The 25,904-nt window shown below is 59.9% G+C and carries 25 protein-coding genes and 2 pseudogenes; 18 read left to right on the top strand and 9 right to left on the bottom strand.

Annotated elements, in window-relative coordinates:
• Positions 1-26: 26 nt before the first annotated feature.
• Genes BLU85_RS02010 through BLU85_RS01995 form a run of 4 tightly spaced genes read right to left on the bottom strand, consistent with a single transcriptional unit; the run spans position 27 to position 3,613 of the window.
• The gene (locus tag BLU85_RS02010; protein ID WP_092197118.1) at positions 27-779 is read right to left on the bottom strand and encodes an N-formylglutamate amidohydrolase; all 753 of its coding nucleotides are present in this window, start codon (positions 777-779) and stop codon (positions 27-29) included.
• On the bottom strand, positions 763-2,115 hold the full coding sequence (locus BLU85_RS02005; protein WP_092197115.1) for a type I glutamate--ammonia ligase: 1,353 nt from the start codon (positions 2,113-2,115) through the stop codon (positions 763-765). Before BLU85_RS02005 ends, BLU85_RS02010 begins: the two co-directional genes overlap by 17 nt.
• The gene (locus tag BLU85_RS02000; protein ID WP_092197112.1) at positions 2,112-2,756 is read right to left on the bottom strand and encodes a cysteine hydrolase family protein; all 645 of its coding nucleotides are present in this window, start codon (positions 2,754-2,756) and stop codon (positions 2,112-2,114) included. The genes BLU85_RS02005 and BLU85_RS02000 overlap by 4 nt, the downstream gene beginning before the upstream one ends.
• Positions 2,757-2,758: 2 nt before the next feature.
• Complete coding sequence (locus BLU85_RS01995) at positions 2,759-3,613, bottom strand: MurR/RpiR family transcriptional regulator (protein ID WP_092197109.1); 855 nt, start codon at positions 3,611-3,613, stop codon at positions 2,759-2,761.
• A 301-nt stretch (positions 3,614-3,914) separates the two neighbouring features.
• On the opposite strand from BLU85_RS01995, the gene BLU85_RS01990 reads away from it, so the two are divergent.
• Both BLU85_RS01990 and cobF read left to right on the top strand, forming a co-directional pair.
• Positions 3,915-4,493, top strand: coding sequence for a histidine phosphatase family protein (locus BLU85_RS01990; RefSeq protein WP_092197105.1), 579 nt, complete (start codon positions 3,915-3,917; stop codon positions 4,491-4,493).
• Positions 4,490-5,248 carry a precorrin-6A synthase (deacetylating) gene (gene cobF, locus BLU85_RS01985; RefSeq protein ID WP_092197102.1) on the top strand — a complete coding sequence of 253 codons (759 nt, stop codon included), beginning with the start codon at positions 4,490-4,492 and terminating at the stop codon, positions 5,246-5,248. The genes BLU85_RS01990 and cobF overlap by 4 nt, the downstream gene beginning before the upstream one ends.
• 32 nt (positions 5,249-5,280) lie before the next feature.
• Here the strand turns inward: cobF and ftrA are convergent, their stop codons facing one another.
• Positions 5,281-6,240 (bottom strand): transcriptional regulator FtrA, encoded by a 960-nt coding sequence (ftrA, locus tag BLU85_RS01980; protein WP_092197099.1) that lies wholly within the window; start codon positions 6,238-6,240, stop codon positions 5,281-5,283.
• A 103-nt stretch (positions 6,241-6,343) separates the two neighbouring features.
• Between ftrA and BLU85_RS01975 the strand changes: the two genes are divergently transcribed.
• On the top strand, positions 6,344-6,778 hold the full coding sequence (locus BLU85_RS01975) for a rhodanese-like domain-containing protein (RefSeq protein ID WP_092197096.1): 435 nt from the start codon (positions 6,344-6,346) through the stop codon (positions 6,776-6,778).
• 424 nt (positions 6,779-7,202) lie between these two features.
• Here the strand turns inward: BLU85_RS01975 and BLU85_RS01970 are convergent, their stop codons facing one another.
• On the bottom strand, positions 7,203-7,487 hold the full coding sequence (locus BLU85_RS01970; RefSeq protein ID WP_092197093.1) for a fructose-bisphosphate aldolase: 285 nt from the start codon (positions 7,485-7,487) through the stop codon (positions 7,203-7,205).
• A 929-nt stretch (positions 7,488-8,416) separates the two neighbouring features.
• Between BLU85_RS01970 and BLU85_RS01965 the strand changes: the two genes are divergently transcribed.
• From BLU85_RS01965 to BLU85_RS01955, 3 genes are all read left to right on the top strand, one after another.
• A complete protein-coding gene (locus BLU85_RS01965; RefSeq protein WP_092197090.1) occupies positions 8,417-9,196 on the top strand; it encodes an ABC transporter substrate-binding protein in 780 nt (259 codons plus the stop codon).
• 38 nt (positions 9,197-9,234) lie between these two features.
• On the top strand, positions 9,235-10,347 hold the full coding sequence (locus BLU85_RS01960; protein WP_092197087.1) for a M14 family metallopeptidase: 1,113 nt from the start codon (positions 9,235-9,237) through the stop codon (positions 10,345-10,347).
• Positions 10,348-10,412: 65 nt separating this feature from the next.
• Positions 10,413-11,129, top strand: coding sequence for an alpha/beta hydrolase (locus tag BLU85_RS01955; RefSeq protein WP_092197084.1), 717 nt, complete (start codon positions 10,413-10,415; stop codon positions 11,127-11,129).
• Positions 11,130-11,515: 386 nt separating this feature from the next.
• Here the strand turns inward: BLU85_RS01955 and BLU85_RS01950 are convergent, their stop codons facing one another.
• The gene (locus tag BLU85_RS01950; RefSeq protein ID WP_092197081.1) at positions 11,516-13,552 is read right to left on the bottom strand and encodes an NADH:flavin oxidoreductase; all 2,037 of its coding nucleotides are present in this window, start codon (positions 13,550-13,552) and stop codon (positions 11,516-11,518) included.
• 224 nt (positions 13,553-13,776) lie between these two features.
• On the opposite strand from BLU85_RS01950, the pseudogene BLU85_RS01945 reads away from it, so the two are divergent.
• From BLU85_RS01945 to BLU85_RS01890, 12 genes and pseudogenes are all read left to right on the top strand, one after another.
• Positions 13,777-13,950 (top strand): annotated as a pseudogene (locus tag BLU85_RS01945) (electron transfer flavoprotein subunit alpha/FixB family protein); the annotation flags it as partial.
• Positions 13,951-14,152: 202 nt separating this feature from the next.
• Positions 14,153-15,052 carry a glycine betaine ABC transporter substrate-binding protein gene (locus BLU85_RS01940; protein ID WP_092197077.1) on the top strand — a complete coding sequence of 300 codons (900 nt, stop codon included), beginning with the start codon at positions 14,153-14,155 and terminating at the stop codon, positions 15,050-15,052.
• A 187-nt stretch (positions 15,053-15,239) separates the two neighbouring features.
• Positions 15,240-15,884, top strand: coding sequence for a dimethylsulfonioproprionate lyase family protein (locus BLU85_RS01935; protein WP_256326561.1), 645 nt, complete (start codon positions 15,240-15,242; stop codon positions 15,882-15,884).
• 59 nt (positions 15,885-15,943) lie between these two features.
• Positions 15,944-16,765: a DMT family transporter gene (locus BLU85_RS01930; protein ID WP_256572816.1), complete on the top strand. Its 822-nt coding sequence runs from the start codon at positions 15,944-15,946 to the stop codon at positions 16,763-16,765.
• 192 nt (positions 16,766-16,957) lie between these two features.
• Positions 16,958-17,107, top strand: a complete 150-nt coding sequence (locus BLU85_RS31055) for a hypothetical protein (RefSeq protein WP_158249658.1) — start codon at positions 16,958-16,960, stop codon at positions 17,105-17,107.
• A 129-nt stretch (positions 17,108-17,236) separates the two neighbouring features.
• Entirely contained in the window at positions 17,237-18,181 is a 945-nt protein-coding gene (locus tag BLU85_RS01920) for a fatty acid desaturase (RefSeq protein ID WP_092197066.1), read from the top strand.
• A gap of 30 nt (positions 18,182-18,211) precedes the next feature.
• Positions 18,212-19,243 carry an ABC transporter ATP-binding protein gene (locus BLU85_RS01915; protein ID WP_092197063.1) on the top strand — a complete coding sequence of 344 codons (1,032 nt, stop codon included), beginning with the start codon at positions 18,212-18,214 and terminating at the stop codon, positions 19,241-19,243.
• Positions 19,240-19,869: an ABC transporter permease gene (locus tag BLU85_RS01910; protein WP_092197060.1), complete on the top strand. Its 630-nt coding sequence runs from the start codon at positions 19,240-19,242 to the stop codon at positions 19,867-19,869. The genes BLU85_RS01915 and BLU85_RS01910 overlap by 4 nt, the downstream gene beginning before the upstream one ends.
• A complete protein-coding gene (locus BLU85_RS01905) occupies positions 19,869-20,552 on the top strand; it encodes an ABC transporter permease (RefSeq protein ID WP_092197057.1) in 684 nt (227 codons plus the stop codon). Before BLU85_RS01910 ends, BLU85_RS01905 begins: the two co-directional genes overlap by 1 nt.
• Positions 20,553-20,567: 15 nt before the next feature.
• Positions 20,568-21,506 (top strand): ABC transporter substrate-binding protein, encoded by a 939-nt coding sequence (locus BLU85_RS01900; RefSeq protein ID WP_256572823.1) that lies wholly within the window; start codon positions 20,568-20,570, stop codon positions 21,504-21,506.
• Positions 21,507-21,542: 36 nt separating this feature from the next.
• The gene (locus BLU85_RS01895; RefSeq protein WP_092197052.1) at positions 21,543-22,871 is read left to right on the top strand and encodes an LLM class flavin-dependent oxidoreductase; all 1,329 of its coding nucleotides are present in this window, start codon (positions 21,543-21,545) and stop codon (positions 22,869-22,871) included.
• Between the two features lie 35 nt (positions 22,872-22,906).
• Positions 22,907-23,689 carry a phosphate/phosphite/phosphonate ABC transporter substrate-binding protein gene (locus BLU85_RS01890; protein WP_092197049.1) on the top strand — a complete coding sequence of 261 codons (783 nt, stop codon included), beginning with the start codon at positions 22,907-22,909 and terminating at the stop codon, positions 23,687-23,689.
• A 36-nt stretch (positions 23,690-23,725) separates the two neighbouring features.
• Here BLU85_RS01890 and BLU85_RS31615 read toward each other — a convergent pair whose 3' ends face one another.
• Together BLU85_RS31615 and BLU85_RS31610 are read right to left on the bottom strand one after the other, a co-directional pair.
• Complete coding sequence (locus tag BLU85_RS31615) at positions 23,726-24,493, bottom strand: methyl-accepting chemotaxis protein (RefSeq protein ID WP_371914226.1); 768 nt, start codon at positions 24,491-24,493, stop codon at positions 23,726-23,728.
• 93 nt (positions 24,494-24,586) lie between these two features.
• Positions 24,587-25,588: pseudogene (locus tag BLU85_RS31610) on the bottom strand (cache domain-containing protein); the annotation flags it as partial.
• Positions 25,589-25,904 lie beyond the last annotated feature (316 nt).

Below are 25,904 nucleotides of genomic sequence, written 5' to 3'. Positions count from 1 at the left end.
CTGTCGCTGGTAACTTGCCGCTGCCGCTACAGCAGGGGCGCCAGGTAGGCGCTCCAGGTCCGTACCCCTTCTGGGCTGCGCAACTGGTCGTTGCGCACTTCGATCAGCACCGAATCCAGGCCGCGGCCATCGCCGTGCACCGGGACCGTCATGTCGGTCAGGGGGTTGATCTTGTAGGGCTGGTTGCCCGCTGCCCGCAGCGAATGCCGGCTCAGTCCGTCGACGATGCGCTGGGCGTACTCCTTGGCTTCGCCGAACAGCACGCCGGCTTCCAGGGCGCGTGGCTGGCCATAGAACACCGGGGTGAAACTGTGGATGCCCACCACGCGCACCGGCCGGTTGGCGGCCAGGCGTCGGTCGATCAGTGCCCGCAAGCGATCATGAAAGGGATGGAACAGGCACTGCTGGCGATACTCGCGCGTGGCCTCGTCCAGGTCGTGGTTGCCCGGGACCTGGTAGATCTCGCTCTGGGCCGGAATGCTGTCCGGCACGTGCAGCGGGCGGTTGAGGTCGATCAACAGCCGTGAGTAATTGGCCGACAGCAAGGTCGCACCGAGGGTTTCGGACAGGCGTTCGGCCAGCAGCAGCGCGCCGATGTCCCAGGCGATATGCTCCTGGGACGCGGTTTCATCCAGGCCCAGGTCGTTGAGCGCCACGGGAATGAAACGGCTGGCGTGTTCGCACACCAGCAGCACCGGGTGGTCGGATTCCTCCCGGATCAGTCGATAGGCCGGCCTGGTGTAGAGGCCTGATTCAGCACATTCAATAGATTCGCGCATAGTGCTCGCAACGCTCGGCAGGTGAGAGCGCCTGGGTCAAGGCCTGCTCCTGGGCCTTCAAGGCGAAATAGGTTTCGACCAGCGGGCCGGGCAGGGCCTCGAGCAGTGCCCCGCTGTGGCGCAGGCAGTCCAGTGCCTGGGCCAGGGTTGTCGGCAGGGCGATAATGCCACGGGCGCGACGTTGTGTTTCATCCAGCTCATCGGGTATTTCATCGGTGACAGCGTTCAATGCCAATCGGTGCTGGATGCCCAGCCGCCCGGCAATCAACAGCGCGGCCATCGCCAGGTGCGGTGAGGCGGTGGCGTCCATGGCGCGGAACTCCAGGTTGTACTGGTTCGCCAGCGGCTTGCCACCCAGGCTCACGGTCGGGCAGATGCGCAGCGCCGCTTCGCGGTTGCGCTGTCCCAGGCATGCATAGGATGCGCTCCAATGATGAGGTTGCAGGCGTGCGTAGGACAACGGCGTCGGCGCGGTCAGCGCGCACAGCGCCGGCAGATAATGCAGCACACCCGCGGCCCAATGCTGGCCGAGGCTGGACAAGCCATTGCTGCTGGAGGCGTCATGCAGCACCGGGTCTGCGCTCAGGTCTTGCAGGCTCAGATGCAGATGCACGCCGTTGCACACGGCATTTTCCGAGGTCTTGGGGGCGAAACTCACGTCCAGGCCCATCTGCCGGGCGATCTCGCGGGTGATTTCCCGTACGTTCACCGCCCGATCGGCGGCGGCTACGCCCAGGGTCGGGCGGCAGGTGATCTCGTATTGCTGCTTGCCGTATTCCGGCAGGAACATTTCCGGCTCGACGCCGCCGGCCCGCAGGGCACTGAGCAGCCACCCGGCGAATCCGGCCTGCTGGCGCTGGGCCTGGAGGCTGAAGGCCAGGCGATCAGGCTGCGCAGGCGTGGCAGACAGGTTGAATTCATGTTCGAACGCGGCGAAAACCTGCAGGCCCAGTTCGCTGCGATAACGCTCCACTTCGTCCTGCAGCAGCGTGCGCGGGCAGGCGCTCCAGGGCCGGCCGTCGGTCTCCCGGATATCGCAATGGACGAAGTCCAGGGCCGGTGCCTGGGCGTCGGGGCCATTGTTGACGGTCACCCGGCTGGACAGGTCCGGTACCAGCCGCAGGTCGCCATAGGCACCCCAGGGGTTGGTCGAGGCGATGACATCCTGGGGCGTCAACGCGCTGTTGGCCGGCACCCAGCCGCAACCGGCGATGACGTAGTGGGGCAACTCATCGCTGGGGAACGAGCGCCCGCGGGTCACGCCGATCAGGTCGGTGGTCACCAGGGTCGTGACCGGCAGCGGTGCGAGGAGGGCAGCGGCATCGAGACGGCTCATGGCTGCATCTCCTGCAAGCGAGCGAGTACGGTGTCGGTGTCGGTGATCCAGCAATAGCCCTTGATCGCGTTCAGGCATGCCAGGTGCCGTTGTTCTGTGTAGGTCGCGCAGGCGTCTTCCACCAGCGTGACCAGGTAACCGCGGTCGGCGGCGTCACGCACGGCCATGTCGACGCACTGGTCGGTGACGATTCCGGCGACGATCAGGTGCCGGGTCTGCAGGTTGCGCAGCACGTAATCGATGTTGGTGGAATTGAACACCCCGGAGGAGGTCTTGGGCAGCACGATTTCGTTTTCCTGCGGCGCCAGTTCGGCAATGATTTGCGCCTCGGGGCTGCCCTTGGGCAGGTGCATGTCCGACAGCTTGTGATCCAGGGAGCGGTCGCGGCCATCGGCGGTGAGGCTTTCGATGTGGGTGTGCAACACGTTGTGCTGTGCCGCGCGCATCGCCTCGAGCAAGCGCTGCTGGTTGGGAATGACCTGCTGGCGGGCCCGCTGGAGGAAATACCCGGCCTCGGGGCTGTGCAGGTGGGCATCGAATTGCGGTTCCAGCCAGGCGCGTTGCATGTCCACCAACAGCAGGGCCGTGTGCTGGTGGGTGAACGGCAAATCCCGGGGCGAGCGGTGGGGGAGCGAGAACATCCTTATTTTTCCTCCAGCAGGTGCGTGTTGAACTCGGTGCGCAGGGCGTCGATGCCTTCCAGGCGTTCGGCCAGCTCGGGGCATTGCAGGGTCAGGCAGGCGATCAGGGCTTCGACCTGGGCCAGCGCCGGCACCAGGCTGTCGAAGGCCGAAGCCGATTCCACCGGGGCGCTGATGATCAGGTCGGCCAGCTCGCGCAACGGCGAAGCATAGACGTCGCTGAACAGGACGACCCGGGCGTGCCGCGCCTTGGCCGCGCTGGCCACGCGCAGGGCCTGGGCCTGGTAGCGACGGTAATCGAAAATCAGCACCACGTCCTGGCGCTGCACGTCGAACAGGCGGTCAGGCAGTTGGGCGTTGTCTTCCAGGGCAAAGCAGCCGGCGCGCAGCAATCGCAAATGGTTGAGCAGGTAGTGGGCCAGGAAGCTGCTGAAGCGCCCGCCGAAACAATGCACCTGGTGGCGACTGTCGAGCAACCACTGTACGAGAATGCGCACGTCTTCGGGTTGGGTCAGGGCCTGGGTGTCGACGAGGTTGCGTTGGCTGGCGGCCAGGTACTGGCTCCAGGTATCGCCTTGCTGCAATTTGGCCCGGGGTCGCAGCAGCGTGCGAGGGGAGCGCAGGCGATGGTCCATGTCACTGAGCAGCGCATCCTGGAATTCGGCATAACCGCCAAACCCGAGTTTTTTCACCAGCCGTACGATGGTCGGGTCGCTGACGCCAGCATGGTCCGCCAGGCGTGACATCGGCCCGAGGCCGTTGCGTGGGTAGTGATCGAGCAGGGCACGGACGACCTTGCGTTCCGACGGCGTCAACACCAGGCCGGGATCGGTGATCAGGTCTCTGAGGGGCGGCATCCGTGCTCCTTGCCTGGATGTAATGTTGAATTTCTTTCATAACTCCTGAAAACAGTATTTATGTAGCTGGTGCTACATGTCCAGCGGTTTTTACGTTCCGTTTAAAATGCTCCAAAGTTGTGCGAAAACCTTGTAGGAGTTGGTCTCGGCCAGGTGGAATGAGTATGTCGGCCGTTTCATCTTGGACATGTCGGACATAACGCCTTTTTGTCTCACTTATTTGATTTCGTATAAGGTGCTGTACAGCTAAACCCGGGAATATCCCGTCCATGCGACCCGTTCGATTACCCGAGAATCCAGTGTGCAAGCCACTCGCCTGACGTTGATCTGCCACGCCCGCACCATTGCCCAGAAACAGGCGCGCTTCAGCGTGGACGAGGCGCTGGACGCCGACTGGCTGAGGCGACGCGGGCAGGTCGAGCATGGCTATCGAAACGTCCGGCAACTGCTGTGCGGGCCGGAACTGCGCACTCGCCAGACGGCCGCGTTGTTCGGCGACGAGTCCCGGGTGGACCCGGCCCTGGCCGATTGCGATCTGGGACGCTGGCGCGGGTTATCCATCGATGAATTGCTCAAGGTGGAACCGCAGGCCCTGCAAACCTGGCTCGACGATGCCGAGGCGGCCCCCCATGGCGGTGAATCCGTCGCTCGCTTATGTCGCCGTGTCGGGGATTGGCTGGCCAGCCTGGAAACCCGAGCGGGGCATCTGCTGGCCGTCACCCACCCCTTCGTGATCCGCGCAGCCTTGATGAACGTCCTGGGCTGCCCGGCCGCCACCTTCAATCGAATCGACATTGAACCGTTGTCCACCCTGGAATTGCGTTTCAACGGCGTATGGCGCTTGCGCACCCAGGAACCTGACCAGGAGTCGCCGCGATGAAGAGGTTGTCAGTCATTGGCATTGGGGCCGGCGATCCGGATCACCTGACGATGCAGGCCGTGAAAGCCTTGAACCGTTTGGACGTGGTCTTCCTCATGGACAAGGGCCCGGCCAAGGACAAACTGTTGGACCTGCGGCGCGAAATCTGTCGACGCCACATCGTGGATCGCACCTGCCGTTTCGTCGAAACCTGCAGCCCGGAACGTCAACGCGGCGACCTGGGCTACACGGACAGCGTCGAAGCGCTGAACCGTGCGAAACAGGCCACCTTCGAACGGTTGATCGATGAAGAACTGTCCGACGGGCAGCATGGCGGTTTTCTGGTGTGGGGCGATCCGGCGTTGTACGACAGTACCGTGCGCATCCTGCAGGCTATTCTCGACGAGGGCCGTTGCGCCTTCGAATTCGAGGTGATCCCCGGCATCACCAGTGTCCAGGCCCTGGCCGCCCGGCACAAAGTGCCGTTGAACAGCATTGGTGGTGCGCTGGAAATCACCACCGGACGCCGCTTGGCGGCGGGGCAGATGGGCGACGCGGCGAGCGTGGTGGTGATGCTCGATGCCGAGGATGCCTATCGCCAGGTGAGCGATCCCGATACGCAGATTTACTGGGGCGCCTATGTGGGGACGCCGGATGAAATCCTGATCGCCGGCCGGCTGGGGGATGTGGCCGATGACATCGAACGCACCCGCAAGGCCGCGCGAAAAGCCAATGGGTGGATCATGGATACGTATTTGTTGCGTAAGCCTCAATGAGGCTTGCTACAGGATTTCATAACCCCGGCTTTTTAGCCCCGCCCAAACCGCTCCCGATACACCGACGGCGCCAACCCCACGACGCTGCGAAACGCCACGCGAAAGCTCTCCACCGAGCGGTAGCCACACAGTTGCGCGATAATGTCGGTGTTGTCGCCGGTGCTTTCCAGCAGCTCGCGGGCCCGGGCCAGGCGTTCGTGTTGCAGCCAGGCCTTGGGCGACATGCCGCAGGCCTGGGTGAAGTGGCGCAGGAAGGTGCGTTCGCTCATGGCCGCCTGGCTGGCCAGTTCGCGCACACCGAGGGGGGCGTGCAGGCGCTCGCGGGCCCATTGCATGACGCTCGACAGGTCGCTGCGTGGCGTACGGCTGACCGGTGAGGGAATGAACTGCGCCTGGCCGCCCGTACGTTGCGGTGACATCACCAACCGGCGCGCCACGGTGTTGGCGACCTGGACGCCATAATCCCGTGCCACCAGGTGCAGGCAGGCATCGATGCCGGCGGCGCTGCCCGCCGAAGTGATGACCTGTCCCGAGTCCACGTACAGCACATCCGGGTCGACCCGGACGGCGGGAAAGCTCTCGGCCAGTTCGTCGGTGTAGCGCCAGTGAGTCGTGGCGCCCAAGCCATCGAGCAGCCCGGCGGCGGCCAGTACGAAGGCCCCGGAGCAGATCGAAAGCAGGCGCGCCCCACGGGCGTGGGCCCGGCGTAGTGCATCGAGCAACGCCTCGGAAGGTGGCTCGCTGCGGCTGCGCCAGCCTGGCACGACAATGGTCCGGGCGGTTTCGAGCAGTTCCATGCCGCCATCGGCCAATACCTGGAAGCCACCCATGGCGCGCATCGGGCCGTCATCGACCGCGACGATCCGATGCTCGTACCAGGGGAAATCGAATTCCGGCCGCTCCAATCCGAAGATCTCGACGGCAACGCCGAATTCAAAGGTGCATAGGCCGTCGTAGGCGAGGATCGCGACCAGACCTGGTAGAGGCTGCATTTGTCGGAAAATTCCCACAGAGTGTCTTGTACGCCACTGTAGCCGCAAGCCGGGGGGGGATAAAGTCTCTTCACGCCTTTATCTACCCTTGGAGTACACCCCCATGACCAGCCTGGTTCGCGAAGTGCCTGCCGCCCCTTCCGATATCGCCCTACAGCATTTCAGCCGTCGCCTGTCATTCGAAACGGATTGTTCCGATGTTCACGCCAGCCAACAGGCCGGCAATGTCGACTTTGTGCTGGTGGATGTACGCGGACCGCTGGCTTACGAACGCGGCCACGTACCCGGGGCGATCAACCTGCCAACCCGCACGCTCACCGCCCAGGCATTGGCCGCCTATGCCAAGACCACCCTGTTCGTGGTGTATTGCGCCGGCCCCCATTGCAATGGCGCGAACAAGGCGGCGGTGCGCCTGGCAACCTTGGGCTACCCGGTCAAGGAAATGATCGGCGGCGTCATGGGCTGGCTCGATGAAGGCTTTCGCCTGACCGGCTCGGTGGAGCGTGTGGCGGATCAGGCTATTCGTTGTGACTGCTGACTTGGTTTTTATAGTTTGTGTGTATATCCGTTGCTGCGGTAACGGCCACTTAGGGTTCCGCCCTTACGGCGGGTCACTTTTGGCAAACGCCCCAAAAGTAACCAAAAGGTCTTTGCCCCACCACTTGGCACCTCGCTTTGGCTCGGTGTGCCCTCACTCCGGCATTGCTCCGTGGGCCCGCCGCGAAGGGCCATCCATGGCCCAGCGCGGCTATCCCGGCATCCATGCCGGGATGCCCACTACGCAATGCCTGCGTTCGGCCAGCGTGGTTAACGGGGCGCCTCAGATCAAAATCAAACGCGAGGCGGCCTTATAGCCGACCTGGTTCAGAGTGAACGCGTTCACCCTGTGGGAGCGAGCTTGCTCGCGAAGGCGATTTCACTGTCGATGAGGATATTGAGCAAGCTTGCTTCTTAGGGGAGCTTTACTGCCCTTCGAGCCCGCGCTGTTCAATCACTCCAAAAACATCCGCTACATCCTGGACCATGATCCGGGCGATGTTGGTGATGGTGTTGATGTCGGTCTCGGCCGAATCGCGCAGTGTGGTGCAGGCCATCAGCGTCAGGTAGTCGAGGGTGGCGTGCAGGCGTTCGCTGACGCAGGCATGGAGTTCGGGTAATGGGGCGGTGCGGTCGATGAACAGGATGGGTTGGGTGGTGGCGATGGGGGTTAGCGGGGTAAAGCGGTTAGATGATTGATTTGTCGTCATAAGGTTGGGCTCTATCAAGGAAAATGATTGCCACCTTGTTTGCTGCGAATCAAACGGGTGGCAGTTGCGCGCGGGTTCGCAGACCGAGGAAGAGACCAAACCCGGCAGACCCGAAGGTCTCCCACGCGCAACCGCCATAAAATGAACGCGGGCAAGTTTGCCTGAGTTTTCATTCGACGGTGCAAAGTCTCATCCGTTGTTAGGGCTGCGAAACCCTCCCCACTGACCAAAGCCAGCAGGTGAACCAGACTATAGAAGGGGATTTTTGAGGCAACAACCGACCTGTAGGACGCCCACAAACCCCGTGGCGAGGAAGCTTGCTCCCGCTCGGTGGCGCAGCCGCCGTAAACCCTGGGCATGGGGTTGGTCTGAGGAAAAGAGGGGGCTGCTTCGCAGCCCAGCGGGAGCAAGCTCCCTCGCCACGGTGAGTGAATTCCTACGAGATTTTCAGAAGGCCAGGGGGAGCAATTGATTTCAGAAACGGAACGCGGAGCGTCAAAAACTTGTGGGAGCGAGCTTGTTCACGATGACGTAGGCACAGCCAACATCACCGCAAACTGGCCCTCCGCTTTCGCGAGCAAGCTCGCTCCCACAGTTGGATCGGAGTACGACAAAAGAGACAGGTCAGCTATAAGGTCGCCTCGCTTTGGCCTTTTACCTGGGCAGAGCGTTTTTGGTTACTTTCGTCTGGGCCGGCATTCCGGCTTTTCGAAAGTGACCCGCCGTCAGGGCGGAACCCTAAGTAGCCGTTACCGCAGCAACGGATATACACAAACCAAGCTATTTTTATAACTAATTGTCGCCTCTACACAATTCCCCTCCTGGGCACCCCTCTAGACTCCCGCCCACTTCGGTTCCTCACTGACCGGACGCTGCCTACGAATCTGCCAATAATGACCAATAAAACCCCTGCACACTCAGGAGCGAAAATGAAGAAGCTAGCCATGTTCGGTGCCCTGGCACTGTCCGTGTTGTCCCTGTCGGCCGTGGCCGAAGACGCCAAGCCGATCCGCCTCGGAATCGAAGCCGGTTACCCGCCTTTTTCGATGAAAACCCCCGACGGCAAGCTGGCTGGCTTCGATGTCGATATCGGCGATGCGCTGTGTGAACAGATGAAGGTCAAGTGCGTCTGGGTCGAGCAGGAGTTCGATGGCCTGATCCCTGCGCTGAAAGTGAAGAAGATCGACGCGATCCTGTCGTCCATGACCATCACCGACGACCGCAAGAAAAATGTCGATTTCACCATCAAGTACTACCACACCCCAGCGCGCTTCGTGATGAAGGAAGGCGCCAACGTCAAGGACCCGCTGACCGAACTCAAGGGCAAGAAAGTCGGTGTGCTGCGCGCCAGCACCCATGACCGTTTCGCCACCGAAGTGCTGGTGCCCGCCGGTATCGACCTGGTGCGCTACAGCTCCCAACAGGAAGCCAACCTGGACATGGTCGCCGGCCGCCTCGACGCCATGCTGGCCGACTCGGTGAACCTCGACGAAGGCTTCCTGAAAACCGACGCAGGCAAAGGTTTCGCCTTCGTCGGCCCGACCTATGAAGATGCGAAATACTTCGGCGGCGGTGCCGGCATTGCGGTGCGCAAGGGTGATAAGGCCCTGGCCGATCAATTCAACGCGGCCATCACCGAAATCCGCGCCAACGGCACGTACAAGAAAGTGCAGGACAAATACTTCGCCTTTGACGTCTACGGGCATTAATCGGTAGGCGCTGCTACACCTAGCCATTCGGAGATTTCATGCAACGTATCGACCATACCCTGCCATGGAGCCACCTGGGCACCGAGCGCCGGCTCAGTGTGTTTCGCTACGGCCATGGGCCGCGCAAGGCCTACATCCAGGCCAGCCTGCACGCCGATGAACTGCCGGGCATGCGCACCGCCTGGGAGCTGAAGCAGCGGCTCAACGATCTTGAGGCCCAGGGGTTGCTCAAGGGTGTGATCGAGCTGGTGCCGGTGGCCAACCCCATCGGCCTGGATCAACACCTGCAAAGCGCCCACATGGGGCGTTTCGAACTGGGCAGCGGCAAGAATTTCAACCGGTCCTTCGTGGAGCTCAGTGCACCGGTGGCGCAACGCATCGGAGATCGCCTGGGGGACGACCCGGCCGCCAATATCACCTTGATCCGCCAGGTCATGGCCGAGGTCCTCGATGACTTGCCGCCACCCCCTTCGCAACTCGAAGCGCTGCATCGCCTGCTGCTGCGCCATGCCTGCGACGCCGACATCACCTTGGACCTGCATTGCGATTTCGAGGCGGCGATCCATTTGTATGCCTTGCCACAGCAGTGGCCGCAGTGGCGTTCTCTGGCCGCACGCTTGAAAGCCGGTGTGGCGTTGCTGAGCGAGGATTCGGGCGGCAGTTCGTTCGATGAGTCCTGCTCCTCGCCTTGGTTGCGCCTGGCCAAGGCCTTTCCTGCGGCGGCGATCCCCGCGGCGAACCTGGCGACGACGCTGGAGTTGGGCAGCATGGGCGATACCCGTGTGGAGCAGGCCCAGGCCAATTGTGAAGCCATCCTCGGGTTTCTCGCCGAGCAGGGACTTATCGCTGGGGACTGGCCGCCCGCCCCCAGCGAGTGCTGCGAGGGCTTTCCGTTCGAAGGCACGCAATACCTGTTCGCGCCGCACCATGGTGTGGTGAGTTTCCTGCGGGAGGCTGGCGAATGGGTGGAGCGGGGCGATCCGCTGTTCGAAGTGGTCGATCCGCTGAATGATCGGGTCACCACCGTGCGGGCCGGCACCAGTGGCGTGCTGTTTGCCCTGGACCGCGGGCGCTACACGCAGCCGGGGATCTGGCAGGCAAAAGTCGCTGGGCGTGAACCGATTCGTACGGGGAAATTGATCAACGACTGATAACTGCTGTCTACCTCACCGCACGCGCCTTGCCGTGCGGCTATCGAAACGATGGAGGAAGATCGATGTTCAAAGCGCTCGCCCTGTTCCTGTTGCTGGTCTCGTCCGGGTTGCAGGCCCAACCTTCGCTGCACACGGACTTGCCGCTCAACTACTTGGCCCAAGTCGATGAGCAGGTTCGGAATCGACCGCTGGTGATCTTCCTGCACGGTTCCGGCAGTAACGAGCAGGACCTGTTCGCACTCAAGGACGAGTTGCCGCGCGATTACAACTACCTCTCGGTGCGGGCGCCCAAGAGCATGGAGCAGGACCGTTACCAATGGTTCGCCAAAAAGGGCGAGGGCGCCTACGACGGTGACACTTCCGACCTGAAGGCCAGCGGCCAGATGCTGCTGGAGTTCATCGACAAGGCCCGGGCCAAGTATTCGACCGACGCGAGCAAGGTCTATCTGGTGGGGTTCAGCCAGGGCGCGATGATGAGCTACGAAGTGGCCTTGCGACACCCCGAAGCCGTCGGCGGCATCGCCGCGATGGGCGGGCGGGTCCTGTCGGTGCTGCAGGCGGAACTGACCCCCGACGAGTCACGACGGACGCTGGCGGTATTCATCGGCCATGGCACGGCCGACTCGATCATTCCCTACCACGATGGCACCGAGGCCAACACCTTCCTCAAGACCCTGGCGCTGGAACCGGAATTCCATGCCTACCCCGGCGTCGGCCACAGCATCAGTGCCCTGGAGGTGCAGGACCTGCGGGCCTGGCTGGAGCGGCTCAATCCCTGATCACTGTAAATCCCCGTGGGAGCGAGCTTGCTCGCGATAGGGGAGAGTCAGCTGGCATCGATGCCAGGTGTGCCGGCGCCATCGCGAGCAAGCTCGCTCCCACAATGTTCCTGCGCTGAATGCAAAACTTTTGAACATCCACAACCCTGTGGGAGCGAGCTTGCTCGCGAAAGCGGTGGGTCAGCTTGAATCAATGCTGATTGTGCCGCCGCCATCGCGAGCAAGCTCGCTCCCACACTGCTCCTGCGCTGAATGCAAAGCTCACGAACATCCACAATTTCTGTGGGAGCGAGCTCTCTCATCACAGGTGATCGAACGCCTCAAGCGCAACAGCATGACCTGTTGAATGGGAAAGTGGCCCTGACCCTCAAATCAAGGCCGTGACTTCAAATGTCCTTGACCAGCCGCAGCGCATCGTAGATAGCCGCATGGGTATTACGCGCCGATACCGCGTCGCCAATCCGGAACAACTGGAAACGGCCCTCCGGGTTGGTCACGATATTTTGGGTTTTCCCGGCGATCAGATTGTGCTGTTCCACCGCGCCGTTATTGCTCGAGTGCGGGCGCAGTTCGAAGTACAAATCGTCCAGGGGCAGGGTGCCGTGGTTGACCACCACCTGATCGACCACGCGCTGCTTGTGCACTTGACCATAATCGCTGCCGAAGTTGGCCACCAATTGACCGTCGCGCTTCTCCACGGAGTCGACCCGATAGGTGACTGTGAAGGTGACGTTCAGGTCTTGCAGGCTGCGCATGTAAGGCACCAGGTTCATCGCCATCACCTCCGGCGCGAACGACCGGTCCGGCGTGACAATCTCCAGTTTCGCACCGCTGTTGGCGATGACCTCGGCTGCTTGCAGCGCCGCGTGGTCGCCTGCGTCGTCGAATATCAGCACGTTCTGGCCGGGCTTGACGTCGCCGGAAATGATGTCCCAGGTCGACACCACCAGTTCATTGCCGTGCTTGAGCACTTCGGTATGGGGCAAGCCGCCCGTGGCGACGATCACCACGTCCGGCGCCTCGGCCATGACGGTCTCGGCTTCGGCCCAGGTGTTGAATTGGAACCTCACCCCCAGCCGTTCGCATTGCGCCATGCGCCAATCGATGATGCTGATCATCTCGCGCCGCCGCTCGCTCTGCGCCGTCAGGCGGATCTGCCCACCGGGCTGATCCGCCACTTCGAACACCGTGACGTCGTGGCCACGTTCGCCGGCTACCCGTGCCGCTTCCAGGCCCGCCGGGCCGGTGCCGATCACCACCACCTTGCGCTTGACCGACGCCTTGGGTATTTCGTGGGGCATGGTGGTTTCGCGGCCGGTGGCGGCGTTGTGGATGCAGTACGCGGCGCCGCCCTGATAGATGCGGTCCAGGCAATAGTTGGCACCGACGCAGGGGCGGATCTCTTCTTCACGTTTCTCGATGATCTTGCGCACGATGTGCGGGTCGGTCATGTGCGCGCGGGTCATGCCGATCATGTCCACTTTGCCGGAGGCGATGGCATGTCGTGCCGTGGCGACGTCCGGAATCTTGGCCGCATGGAACGTCGGGAAACCGGTGGCCGAGCGGATTTCGCCGGCAAAGTCCAGGTGCGGCGAGTTGCGCATGCCCTGGATGGGGATCACGTCGGTGAGGCCGGCATCGGTGTCGATGTGCCCGCGCACGACGTTGAGGAAATCCACCAGCCCGCTGTCCTTGAGCATGTGGGAAATCTGGAGACCGTCGCTGGCACCGAAGCCGCCGGGCAGGTCCTCATCGCCGGTGTAGCGCACCCCGAGCAGGAAGTCCTCGCCACAGCGCTGGCGGATGCCGCGTAACACATCAAAAGTGAAGCGCATCCGGTTTTCCAGCGAACCACCGTAGGGCCCGTCGAGATCGTTGGTCAACGGTGACCAGAACTGATCCATGAGGTGCCCGTAGGCCTGCAGTTCCAGGCCATCGAGACCGGCGGCCTTCATGCGTTCGGCGGCGTCCACGTAATCCTTGATGATCCGGTCGATGTCCCAGTCTTCCAGTTTTTTCGGGAAGGCCCGGTGGGACGCTTCGCGGCGATGGGACGGCGAGACGACCGGCAGCCAATCAGCCTTGTCCCAGCGCGTGCGTCGCCCCAGGTGGGTCAGTTGGATCATCACCGCGGCGCCGTGTTCGTGGCACTCGTCGGTGATGTCCTTCATCCATTTGACCACTTCGTCCTTGTACGCCAGCACGTTGTTGAACACCGGCGGGCTGTCGCGGGAAACGGCGGCGGAGCCCGCCGTCATGGTCAGCGCCACGCCGGCCTTGGCGCGTTCGACGTGATAGGCGCGGTACAGATCCTTCGGCATGCCGTCGACAGGATAAGCGGGCTCATGGGAGGTGGTCATGATCCGGTTTTTGAGGGTCAGGTGTTTGATCTTATAGGGCTGCAGCAGAGGATCGCTGGACATGGTGTTGCGCTCCGGGAACAGGACATCAGGCTTGGTTTGACATAACGGTATGTTGAATGTTCATGTGTGTCAACGATTGGGACACATGTGTACATTTTCCTTGCGCGACGTAAAAACCAGGATTACCATCCAGCCGAAACAGGGGTGGTCCGGCTCGTGCGGCCGGCCATCGCGCGTCGATCCAAAGTGCAAGGAGGCTGTGCGAAGCGCTATGCCAGGAACCGCTTTACATCGCGGCGGGTATCAGTGGCGCCATTCAACATTTGGCGGGCATGCGTGGTTCAAAGGTCATCGTTGCGATCAACCAGGACGCTGAAGCGCCGATTGCCCAGGTGGCGGATTACATGTGGAGGGCGGATCTGTTCGAGGCCTTGCCGGCGCTCGAAAAAGCATTGTGAGTGCTTACATCAATAAGTTCCGCCAAAGGGCGGAGGAGGGCCGGACGACCTGGATACATGAAAGGTTTTCGCATAACCAGAACTTATCCATGCACACCATAAAATCCCTTGAGGAGTGTAATGGCACTCTGCTTTGATGAGGGAACGTGAATTCTTCTGCTGCCCTGCCAATAACTATTAATACAGTACGCGGAGATGCACCATGATGACGTTTTCCAGTAAAACCCGTATCGGCTGGCTTGCCGGCCTGGCGATGGCCGCCGGCAGCCTGATGGCCCATGCCGAGGAACCCACGCCCATCCGTATCGGTTGGGTGAATTGGTCGGATACGGAAATCGCTGTAAAGCTGGCGGATACCGCATTGCGCGACCACTTGAAGCAACCGGTCAAATTGGTGCTCGCCGACATTGGCATTCAGTTCCAGGCCTTGGCCAACGGCAATATCGACCTGATCCCGATGGTCTGGCTGCCGAACACTCACAAGGCGTTCTATGACAAATACCAGGATAAGCTCGAAGACCTCGGCGTGCTGTATGAAGGTCGCATCGGAATGGCCGTGCCAACGTCCATTCCCACCAGCGAACTCGCCACTGTCGAAGACCTCAACAAGCCTGAAGTGCGGCAAAAGCTCGACGGCAAGATCCTGACCTCGGAAGTGGGCAACGGCCAATACAAACTCACGGAAAAGGCCATCAAGGAATACAAGCTCGAAGGCTACAAGATGGTCGCCTCTTCAGAGTCTGGCATGTTGAGCGAGCTGGATCGCAACCTCAAACGTGACAAATGGGCATTGATCAACGCCTGGAGCCCCCACTGGATGTTCGCCAAGTGGCCGCTGCGCTACCTGGATGATCCGAAGCAGATTTTCGGCGGCGCCGAGCAGATTCACGCGATTGCCCGCAAAGGCTTTAGCGCCGAACATCCCGATGTCGCCCGGTTCTTCGCCAACTTCAAGATTCCCAAGGCCGACCTTGAGAAGCTGATGGCGAGCGCCCGCGACAGTTCGGCAGACAAGGTCGTTGCCGAGTACTACGCCGCCAACAAACCTCGCTTCGAGGCCATGTTTGGCAGTCAGACCGCCTCGGCAACCGTCAGCCAGTAATCGCCGCCGCTGCTTGACAGGTGTTTGCAGTTCGGTGCCCTTGACGCAAAGTGAAGGGCGTCGGCTGTCATCGATACCGTTCGGGCTACCCTTGGAACATGCCGGGACCCGCTTCCAGTATCGCTGGGATACATTGAGCAGCCTGTCATCTTCTTCTGCGTCTGACTCAGGAATGAGGTTGAAAACGATGATCACCCGCCGCGAGCCTTTGTCGTTGGATCCGTCTGTCACCCGCAGCGCGCAGTGGCTCCGGCGATCGCTGCATGAAATCCTCTCGAACCACCTGGGAGACGGTACATCCGGGACGACACAGGCCTATGCCGCCGCCCTGGGCCCGACCGAGTGGTCCCTCAAGAAGCCGCCGGCAACGCCCCGGGCGTTACCGACAGTCCTGGCGCCCTATTTGGCCCAGGCATTCGACGCTGCGCCAAGCGTCCCCGAACACCTGGCAGGGGTATTGGAGGCATTGAGCGCGCTGGTGCCCCATGTTCCCTGGATCAATCGTCAGGCCCAGGCCGGCCAGGACGATCGGTTCGTGGAGCGGCATCGCCATGGCATGGTCACCGGTCCAGGGGGATTGTTCGACTGCCCCGGCATGACCCTGGGCTTGGCCCTCATGGCGCCTGAAACCTGTTATCCGTTCCACCAGCATCCTCCGGCTGAGTTCTATCTGGTGTTGTCCCCAGGTGACTGGTATCGCGAGGACGTAGGCTGGTGGACGCCCGGGGCAGGGGGCATTGTCATAAACCCACCGTCCTGCACCCATGCGATGAGATCAACGCAAGCGCCACTCCTGGCGCTGTGGGGATTGCTCCATGAGCCCTGCGCTTGAGCCGGCCACGGGCGATGCACGCCGTGGGTGATGCCCCACGGCCTCAACTTGGAATCCTCTTGTGCCTGCTTTCCATGCTGCTCTTTGCAAGCCAGGACGGGATCACCAAAGTGCTGGTCAAGGACCTTCCCGTCGCCCAGCTCGTCATGGTGCGTTACTGGGTATTCCTGGCATTCGCTGTCGGCTATGGCCTTTATCGCGGCCACCTGGGAGCGGCCTGTCGAAGCCATCATCCTGTCTTGCAGGTCATTCGTGCCTTGCTGGGAGTGGGCGAAAGCGCGTTGTTCGGATTGGGGCTGCGCTACCTTGGCATGGCTGAGATGCACGCCCTGTATGCGGTGTTTCCGCTGATGACGCTGGCCTTGGCAGGTGCGTTCCTGGGTGAGTTCATCGGCGTCCGCCGCTGGATCGCTGCGGTCATAGGGTTCTTGGGGACTCTGGTGATCCTCCGTCCGGGAACCGGCGTCTTCGAGTTGGCGGCGTTGATTCCGCTGTTGTCGGCCCTGGGATTCGCGCTCTTCAGTGTACTGACACGCCGGATCAGCCGGGATGATTCGTTCGCGACGAACATGCTCTACATGGGCTTTTTCGGCGCCCTGGCCATCACGTTCTCTGGCTTGCCAGGGTGGGTTTCGCCGAATCCGGCACAGTGGGGCCTGATCGCCGTGCTGTCGACGATCGGCATGGTGGCGCAGTTGCTGCTCCTCCAGGCGCTCAAGTATGCAACGGCAGGTACGCTTCAACCGTTCAACTACACGCTGTTGGTGTTCGCCACATTCATCGGCCTGTTCGTCTTCGGCGAACTGCCTGACCCATGGACCGTCGTGGGAGCGTGCATGGTGATTGCCGGTGGGCTGTATGCGATCAAGGCGAAAGGGTAGGGAGCCTGTTTAATTAATTCGATTTTGGAATAAGCATAATAGAATATATTCCTTGATCGAATTAGTTGGCATGTTAAGTTGACGCTACCGGACCGCCGGATATGTTCAACCCTACTCTATGGTACGACTATGTCCGGCGCCCGAATCTTCCAAATCAGCCTTGAGGCTCTGTCGCATGATGGGGCCCATGCAGTGATTTCTCAGTCCGGCACTCTGCGCATCAGTTCTTGTGCCGCCATTGCCGTTCCATTCGTGACCGGCAAACCTCTCCCCTGTCAGGCCAACAGCGAAGCCTGTAGCGCAATCAGCGAAGGCCTGGCGTTTCTGCTCTACGCCATGTGACGCACCGCTGTCGGCACTTCCATACCGTAACGCCAGTCAGTCATCTCCAGGTAATACCCGGTCCCGGGTGGTGCTTGAAGTGTGAGTGAGTGGGCGTCTGTTCAGCGCAGCCTATCGCGACTTACCCCCATGCCCAATTATTTGGATGAAGCTCATCGAGTTGAAATCGTCAAGCTCAGCAGGACCTTGACCAGCCAGACTGAATGGCCCACCTGGCTTTTACTGGTCGGCTTTTATCTGGCTTGGGCGCTTGTTGTTTTTCATGGGCAGGCACTTGGCCAACTCATCAGCATTGTCCTGTTGGTTCCACTGGTCGTGCTCTGGATGTCGATTCAACATGAGCTTATTCACGGTCACCCAACGCGTTGGCCTGTCATAAATAAAGCCCTGGGGTTTCTGCCGTTTGCCGTGTGGTATCCCTACGACATCTATCGGGACACGCATCTCGCCCATCACAACGATGAGGTGCTGACTGTGCCCGGACAAGATCCGGAAAGTCGTTATGTCACCAGCCGTTCCTGGGTGCAATCACCCCGTTATATGAAGACCTTGTTGTGGGTGAATAAGACCTTGGGCGGGCGCTTGATCATCGGCGCGCCGTTGGCATTGATGACCCTTGCAAGTACCGCGCTCGATGGGTTTTTGCATTCAGAACGAAGCAGTTGGCGGATGTGGCTCATTCATCTCTTGTGCGTTGGGGTGTTGCTGGGATTGGTTGAACAATACAGCGCCATCAGCGCTGTGCAGTACGTATTTTTAGTTTCGCTGCCGGCCTTGTCCATTGCAATGATCAGGTCGTTTTACGAGCATCGGCCGTCAACGCTGCCAGAACACCGCACGGTGATCAATGAATCCTCAGGGCTTTTGAGTTGGCTCTTTCTTAATCTCAATCTTCACCTGGTTCATCACGATCTTCCCGGTTTGCCCTGGTTTTACTTGCCCCGGGTGTATAGAGCCAGGCGTGAACAATGGATCGCGCGAAACAATGGCTATGTCATTCATGGCTACTTCCAGTTATTGCAGAGGCATCTGATCAATCCCGTGGATTGTCCTCGCCATCCTGCCAGGCACTGAAAATACTCAAGCTAATCTGGGCGTCGGAAAATGATACGTTTTGAAGCCATCAAGAAAACTCATAAAGGCAGCCCGAGAATGGCCGTGAGCGATTTGACGCTTCATGTCCGGGAGGGGGAGATCTGCGTATTTGTCGGGCCAAGTGGGTGTGGCAAAACGACCATTTTGCGAATGATCAATAGACTGGACACTCAGGACAGTGGCCGCATCTGTGTCAATGGGGTGGCGACCGATGAGCTTGACGTCGTGACGCTTCGCCGTGGCATCGGTTTCATGATGCAAAGCTCAGCCTTGTTTCCTCATCAAACCGTTGCGGAAAATATTGGTGCTGTGCCGCGGCTCTTGGGTTGGAGCAAGCATAAGATCCGCCAGCGCGTGAGCGAGCTCATTTCCCTGGTCGGGCTTCAGCCGGAATTTCTGGACAGGTACCCTAATCAACTGTCGGGCGGGCAGCAAAGTCGTGTTGCCTTGGCGAGGGCATTGGCCTCGGACCCACCAGTTGTATTGATGGACGAACCCTTTGCCGCGCTTGATCCGGTGATCCGCGAGCGACTGCAGGACGAACTGGTTGCGCTGCAGAGGCGTTTGCATAAAACCATTATCCTGGTGACCCATGACATGGAAGAGGCCATCAAGATTGGTGATCGCATTGCCATCTTCGAGGGCGAAGGAAAGCTTGCTCAGTTCGATACACCTCACAATATCCTTGCCCATCCTGCCAGCGAGTTTGTAAAGAACTTCATCGGCAAGGACCCGCTGTTGAAAAGACTGTCGCTGATGAAAGTTTCTGATCTTCCTGTGGATGAAGTCAATTGCGAATTCAAACTTCTGCTGGACGATAAGTCCAATCCGCTGAAGTGGGTCAGTGAAGCGGACTTGCCTGTTCCTGAACTTACCACGGTGTCGAATAATGACTCGTTGCATCACGCACTGGTTAAAATTCTAACGGCTCCGCTCGGTGTGGTTGTTCGAGTGGACGAGGCGGGCGGTTACGAAGGTTGCCTGTCGATTGCCAGCTTTCACAGCGCACTCAATGAGCGCCGCTTTGGAAGTGCGCAATGATTGACTGGTCCTGGATCGTTGAAAACTGGCAGCAGATCGGTCAGCTGTTATTCGATCATATCCAACTGGTGACCCTGGGCCTGTTTATAGGAATGTTGTTGGCGGGCGCAATGGTGCTCTTGACGTTGTGGAAGCCAGGGTTGGCGCAGCCCATGATTTATGTCAGCGGAATACTTTTTACCATTCCGTCCCTGGCACTGTTCATTTTGATCATGCCCTTTACCGGTTTGTCCAAGACGACGGCGGTGATTGGTTTGAGCCTGTATGCCTTGCTGATTGTGTTACAGAACACTTTGGCGGGCCTTGCGAGTAACCCTCCTGACGTGCTGGAAGAAGCCCGTGCGCTAGGGTACACGCGCATGCAGAGATTCCTGGGGGTTGAACTTCCCCTGGCGCTGCCTTCGTTATTGGCAGGGCTACGAACGACCGCGGTGACATTGGTAGGGCTGGTGACGGTTACTGCGTTAATTGGTCAAGGCGGATTGGGGCAGTTGTTCATTACCGGGTTGGCTCAAAGTTTCACCACGCCTGTGGCGGTCAGTTTGGTCCTGACGGTGATGTTGGCGTTATGTTTTGATTTTCTGTTCTATTCAATCAATAAATGGCTGGTCCCTTGGGTGCGCTAATGAATAGGATCGCAGATGTCTACCTCTGGTTTTCTCTTCCTGAACACTGGTTGGGCGAAGACGGAATACTGACTCGGCTGGCGGAGCATATTTATTATGTGTCTTTGAGCCTGGCTATTGCTTGTGCGATAGCGTTGCCGCTCGGCGTACTCATGGCTAACTACCGCAAAGGCGCGCAGGTGGCGATCGGGCTGTTCAATATTGGGCGAGCATTGCCTTCCCTGGGTATTGTGATACTTGCAATCATGGTTATTGGCTATGAAACCAGCACGGTAATTATCGCCTTGGTCACCCTGAGCATCCCGCCGATATTGACCAATACCTATGTTGGTATCGATCAGGTGGATTCGTCTCTGAAGCATGCTGCCAAATCCATGGGGATGCGCAGATGGCAGATGTTTATCCAGCTGGAATTACCGTTGGCTTTTCCGCTGATCTTTTCTGGATTCCGATCAGCCCTGGTGCAACTTATTGCCACGGCCACCATCGCCGCCTATGCAGGGTTTGGCGGGCTGGGCAGGTTTCTCATTGACGGGCTGGGTCGCAATGACATCCCTCAAATCATTGGCGGCGCACTGGTGGTGTCGGCACTTGCGATTGTCAGCGAGTGGGTTTGTTCAATGATCGAAACACTCATGGTTCGAAAATGGCGAGCGGGGAATGTTGAACTGAGCGCTACATGATCAGGACATTTGAAAGTGCGTATTAATTCTGCAGAGGTGCAAATCCAAATGAAAAACAAACAACGTACGAAGATTCGCTCAGCGCACTCGGTTTCATTGTTGCTGGGGTTAGGCTTGCTGGTGGGCAGCGCATTTGCCAGTGCCCAGTCCATCACCATAGGCGGGGCCAATTTTTCCGAGCAGACGATTCTTGCAAACATCTATGCGTCCGCTTTGAAAAAGGAAGGGATTGAGGTCAAGACCCGGCTCAATCTGGGGAACCGCCAGATCATCGCCAAGGCGCTGGAAAACGGGGATATAGACGTTGTACCCGAGTACATAGGATCACTGTTGAGTTTCTATGACGACAAGAGCGCCCTGACCAGCCAAAAGGAGATTGTCAGCGCCTTGCAACAGAAGTTGCCGGCGGGCCTCCAGTTGCTTGAACCGTCGGCCGCGGGCTCTATTACCGCTTGGGCCGTCACCCAGAAAACCGCAGAAAAGTACAACCTGCACACCTTGTCCGACCTGGCGCCCGTCTCAGGTGAACTCACGCTGGGCGGGCCTCCCGAAGTCACCACTGCCGCCTTGGGCCTGCCCGGGTTGAAGGCGGTCTACGGCATCAACTTCAAGAGCGTCAAATCGCTGGACATGGGCGGGCCCTTGTCGCGGCTGGCGCTGAACTCGGGCGCTATCGACGTCGCCACGGTGGTTTCCACGCAAGGCATCCTGGCAAAAGAGCCTTGGGTTGTGCTCGAGGACGACAAGCACCAACAGCCCCTGCAAAACATTACGCCACTGGGACGCAAGGCGTTGCTAACCCCAGAAGTCACCCAGGTGCTCAACGAGGTCTCCGCCAAACTGACCGATGACGACCTCAAGCAACTCAATCGCCTGGTTGATATCGATCACAAGGATCCCGCAAAAGTCGCGGCGCAGTGGGTCGCTGAAAATACCGTCAAGGCGACCAACTGAACATGAATGCGATGTGGGTCAGGTCGCGGAGGCGTTATGTCCAATAAAAGCATGATTTTGAATTTGTTCTTTTTTAATCCCCAAGGGGATCATCGTTTTTCCTGGCGCCACCCGCTGTCGCCGACCAAGGAAATATTGACGCTGGGCTACTACGTAAAACTGGTGCAGGCGGCCGAGGCGGCGAAGTTCGATGCGGTGTTTGTCGCGGATCACGTCGCGGTCTGGGATTCCGTCGCCAGTGGGTTGAGGCACTATGCCAACGCCCGCCTTGAACCGATTACGCTCTTGTCCGCATTGGCGGCTGTCACCGAACACATCGGGCTGATGGGCACCGCTTCAACGTCCTATAACGAGCCCTTCAATATTGCGCGATATTTTGCTTCGCTGGACTACCTCAGCGCCGGGCGAGCCAGCTGGAATATCGTGACCTCCTGGTTGGAAGAGGAGGCTTCGAATTTCGGACTGTCAGGCGTGACGAAACACGGCGATCGTTATCGGCGGGCCGAGGAGTTCATTCATGTCGTCAAGCAGCTTTGGGACTCCTGGGAGGAGGGGGCGCTTGAATTTGACAAGGGTACCGGCGACTTTGCCGACCCCTCGAAAATTCACCCGATCCATCACAAAGGCGAACATTTTAGCGTACGTGGGCCGCTTAACGTGCCGCGTCCACCCCAAGGCCACCCGGTCCTCGCCCAGGCGGGGTCTTCTGAAGCGGGCAAGGATCTGGCCGCCGCCCATGGGGACGTGCATTTCTGTTTCATCGACTCGGTCGAAGAGGGACTGGCGTACAGGGCCGATTTGAATCGCCGACTCGAGTTGAAGGGCCGGCATTCCAGTGATCTGAAAATCATTACCGGTGTGCTTCCGGTGGTTCTGGAGGATGAGACTGAGCAGGAGCGCCGTCGGCAACTGGAGGACAGCCTCATTATCGATGCCGTGGCGATTGATCTGGTCTCCAGCTACACCCGTCTTGATCTGACAGGCCTGTCGCCGGACAGCCCGCTACCCGCGTTGCCGGATGAGTCTGAATTCGATGGCATTCGAACCGAGCTGGCCCTGCTCAAGAAGTACGACACGACCTTGTCCATCCGTGAAATAGGACGCCGGTTGGTCAAGAGCTCCAGTACCTGGCTGCTGATCGGAACGGCGGAGCATATTGCCGATAAGCTTTCAGCGTTATACGAGTCGAATGCCGTCGATGGCTACAACCTCATGTTTCCGTTTCTGCCCACTGACTTCGAAACATTCACCCGTGGCGTGGTGCCTTTGCTGCAAGCCAGAGGGGTTTTCCGCAAGGAATATGAACCCGGGACCTTGAGGGATCGCTTGGGTTTGAAGACGCCTGCCAACCGCTTCCTGCCGTGATCAGCGTCACTCACAATCCTCTGGATGGCTTTCATATGACCAGCGATCTATCCATGTACCTCGCTCCCGCCAGGGTTTTACAGGCACAGGACGCCTGGCTCCAGCGCACCCTGGAGATTCTGGGTGAGCGCCATGAGCGAAAGCCGATCGTCGATCCCGTGTCCCATTGGCTGTCCCCTGATCTGTTGTTATCCCAGACCTGCGGCTATCCATTCGTCACGTCACTGCGGGGGAAGGTGAGGCTGATAGGGCGTCCGAGCTATGAGCTTGCTCATAGCTCGGGGGGTGACCATTGCAGTTTGCTGCTGTGCAGGGCTGATTCGCCCGTGACTGATCTGGCAGGTTTGCAGGGCAGCCATGGACTGATCAACGCCCGGGATTCCAACTCTGGAATGAACTTATTGCGCCACACGTTGGCGGGGATCAGCGACCGTGGTTTTTTCTCGAAACTCACCTTCACCGGATCCCACAGGGAGAGCATGCGAAGACTGAAAAAGGGCGAGGGCGATTTGGCTTCCATCGACAGCGTCACCTATGACTATCTGGCGAGAGACAACAGTGACGAGATCGAAGGCCTCAGGATCCTGGTGCGAAGTGTGCGCAGTCCCTGCCTGCCTTACATCACGTCGATTCGTCGAACGGCGACGCAGGCAGCGTCTATCCGGCGCGCAATGAACGAAGCCTTGAGCCAGCTTCCCGAGATTTCCCATGACCTGGCGATCAGGGAAGTGCTGCCGGCCAGTAAGGCTGACTATGAGTGTCTTTTGGCGTATGAGCGCAGTGCGGCCAATCGCGGCTTTTCGTTCGTATCATCCTGAGCGGCGAGCCGTCCCTGGCTCGCCACCTCGAACACGCTAGAACTTGAAGCGCCCAACCAAACCCTTGAGCTGCCCGGAAATATCCGTCAGACGCCCCGAGCCGGTCTGTGCCGAGTGAGCGAACTCCTCGACCAACTGGGCATCGGCATGAATCTGCGCGATGTGCCGGTTGATGTCTTCGGCCACCTGGTGCTGCTCCTCTGCCGCCGTGGCGATTTGGGTGTTCTGGTCGCGAATCGAGTCCACCGAATTGCGGATCTTGTCGAAGCTGTCACGGGCCTGCTGAATGCGCTCGACGCTGGTGTGCGACACCTGCAGGCTGCTTTGCATCTGCTGGGTGACTTCCTGGGTGCGCCGGGCGAGGTTGCCCAGCAGGCTGTCGATCTCGCCGGTGGAGTCGGCGGTGCGCCGTGCCAGGGCCCGCACTTCGTCGGCCACCACGGCGAACCCACGGCCTTGATCGCCGGCCCGTGCGGCTTCGATCGCGGCGTTGAGGGCCAACAGGTTGGTCTGTTCGGCAATCGAGCGAATGGTGTCGAGGATGGTGTTGATGTTCTTGCTGTCCTGCTCCAACGCCTGCATGGTCTGGGTCGATTGTTGCAGGTCTTCGCTCAGTTTCAGCACGCTGCCGGTGGCTTCGCCGATGTGATGCTGGCCGTCGTGCACATCGCGGTAGCCTTCGTCCGCACTGGAGGCGGCCTGGCTGCAAGAACGGGCCACTTCGTTGGCGGTGGCAACCATTTCGTTGAACGCGGTGCTCACCAATTCTACCGCCTGGCGCTGGCGCCCGGCGGCATCGTTCATGTTCTGGGCCACGTGGCTGGTATCGGCCGCGGCGTTTTGCAGGTCGGAAGAGGCGCTGCCGATGCGTTGCATCAGTTGCGCGATCATGCCCAGGAACTGGTTGAACCAGCCCGCCAGGGTGGCTGTTTCGTCCTTGCCTTGCACGATGAGTTTGCGGGTGAGGTCGCCTTCACCTTCGGCGATTTCCTGCAGGCCATTGGCAACGCCGCGAATCGGCCGCACGATCACGCTGGCGAAACTGGCGCCCACCACGGCGAAGACCACGGCCAGCGCGGCGGCGATGGCGGCGATCAGCCAGGTCAGGCTCGCGGCCTCGGCCATCACTTCATCGCGCTTGATCAGGCCGATGAAACGCCAGCCCAACCCTTTGGAGCTGACCACGTTGGCCATGTAGGGCACGCCGTCGATCTCGATCTGAGTCACGCCATCGCTGCTTTTGGCCAGCTCGGCATAGTTGGGGCCAAGGTCGGCCAGCGGCTTGAAGTTGTGCTTGGCATCGGCGGCGTCCACCAGCACGTTGCCGTTGGCTTCCACCAGCATCAGGTAGCCGCTGTCGCCCAGCTTGATGTTCTTGACCAGTTCGGTGAGCTGCTTGAGCGACACGTCCAGGCCGACCACGCCCACGACGTTGCCGCTGGCGTCGGCGACCGTGTGAACGGTGCCGATCAGAGACACATCGTCCGGCGCCCAGTAATAGGCGTCCGTGCGCACGGTAGTACCCGGTGCGGCGATGGCCGCCTTGTACCAGGGGCGCACGCGCGGGTCATAGTTGGTCATCTTCGGGTCGTCAGGCCAACTGGCGTAGCCACCGTCGCTCGTTCCCACGGACAGATAGGCGGTGGTCGGATGGCTCTTGGCGAATCGGTCGAATATTTCCAAAAGCTGTTGGTTGATCTCGGGGAGCGGTGTTTGTGCCGCATCGGCCAGGGAGTAGTTTTTCAACCCTTTGGCGGCGATGATCCGTGGATCCTTGGCGATGTATTCGACGTTCTGGCTGATGCCATCGAAGAACTGCTTCATGCCGTTGTCGATCTGGCGGATTTCACGGCCGCTGCTATCCAGGAAGTTGGCCTTCGCGGCGTCGCGCAGGTTCATCACGACAAGCACCGCCACCAGGATGACCGGGAGGCAGGCGATGGCCGCGAACGCCCATGTCAGCTTCTGTTTGATATTCATGACTTCTCCCGCGGAATATTTTAAGTGTTGGAACGGCAGAAACAGCAGTGGTTGGCGTTGCGAGTCTCTGGAAGGGAAAAGCGCCTATGCCTACTGTCAGTGTATCGACCAAAGTCGTAGGCACTTGAGGCTTGCCATTTTGGCGCGGGACGATCGGTGGAGGGCGCAGGCGCGATTGCAGCCGACTTGAGTAGCCTGGAAGATAGCGTGGTTTGCTCTGCGCCTTCGCCCTGCG

Origin of the sequence: Pseudomonas sp. NFACC14, assembly GCF_900106885.1 — a bacterium.
Taxonomy (GTDB): Bacteria; Pseudomonadota; Gammaproteobacteria; order Pseudomonadales; family Pseudomonadaceae; genus Aquipseudomonas; species Aquipseudomonas fluorescens_AA.
This window is presented reverse-complemented; position numbering and strand designations above follow the sequence as displayed.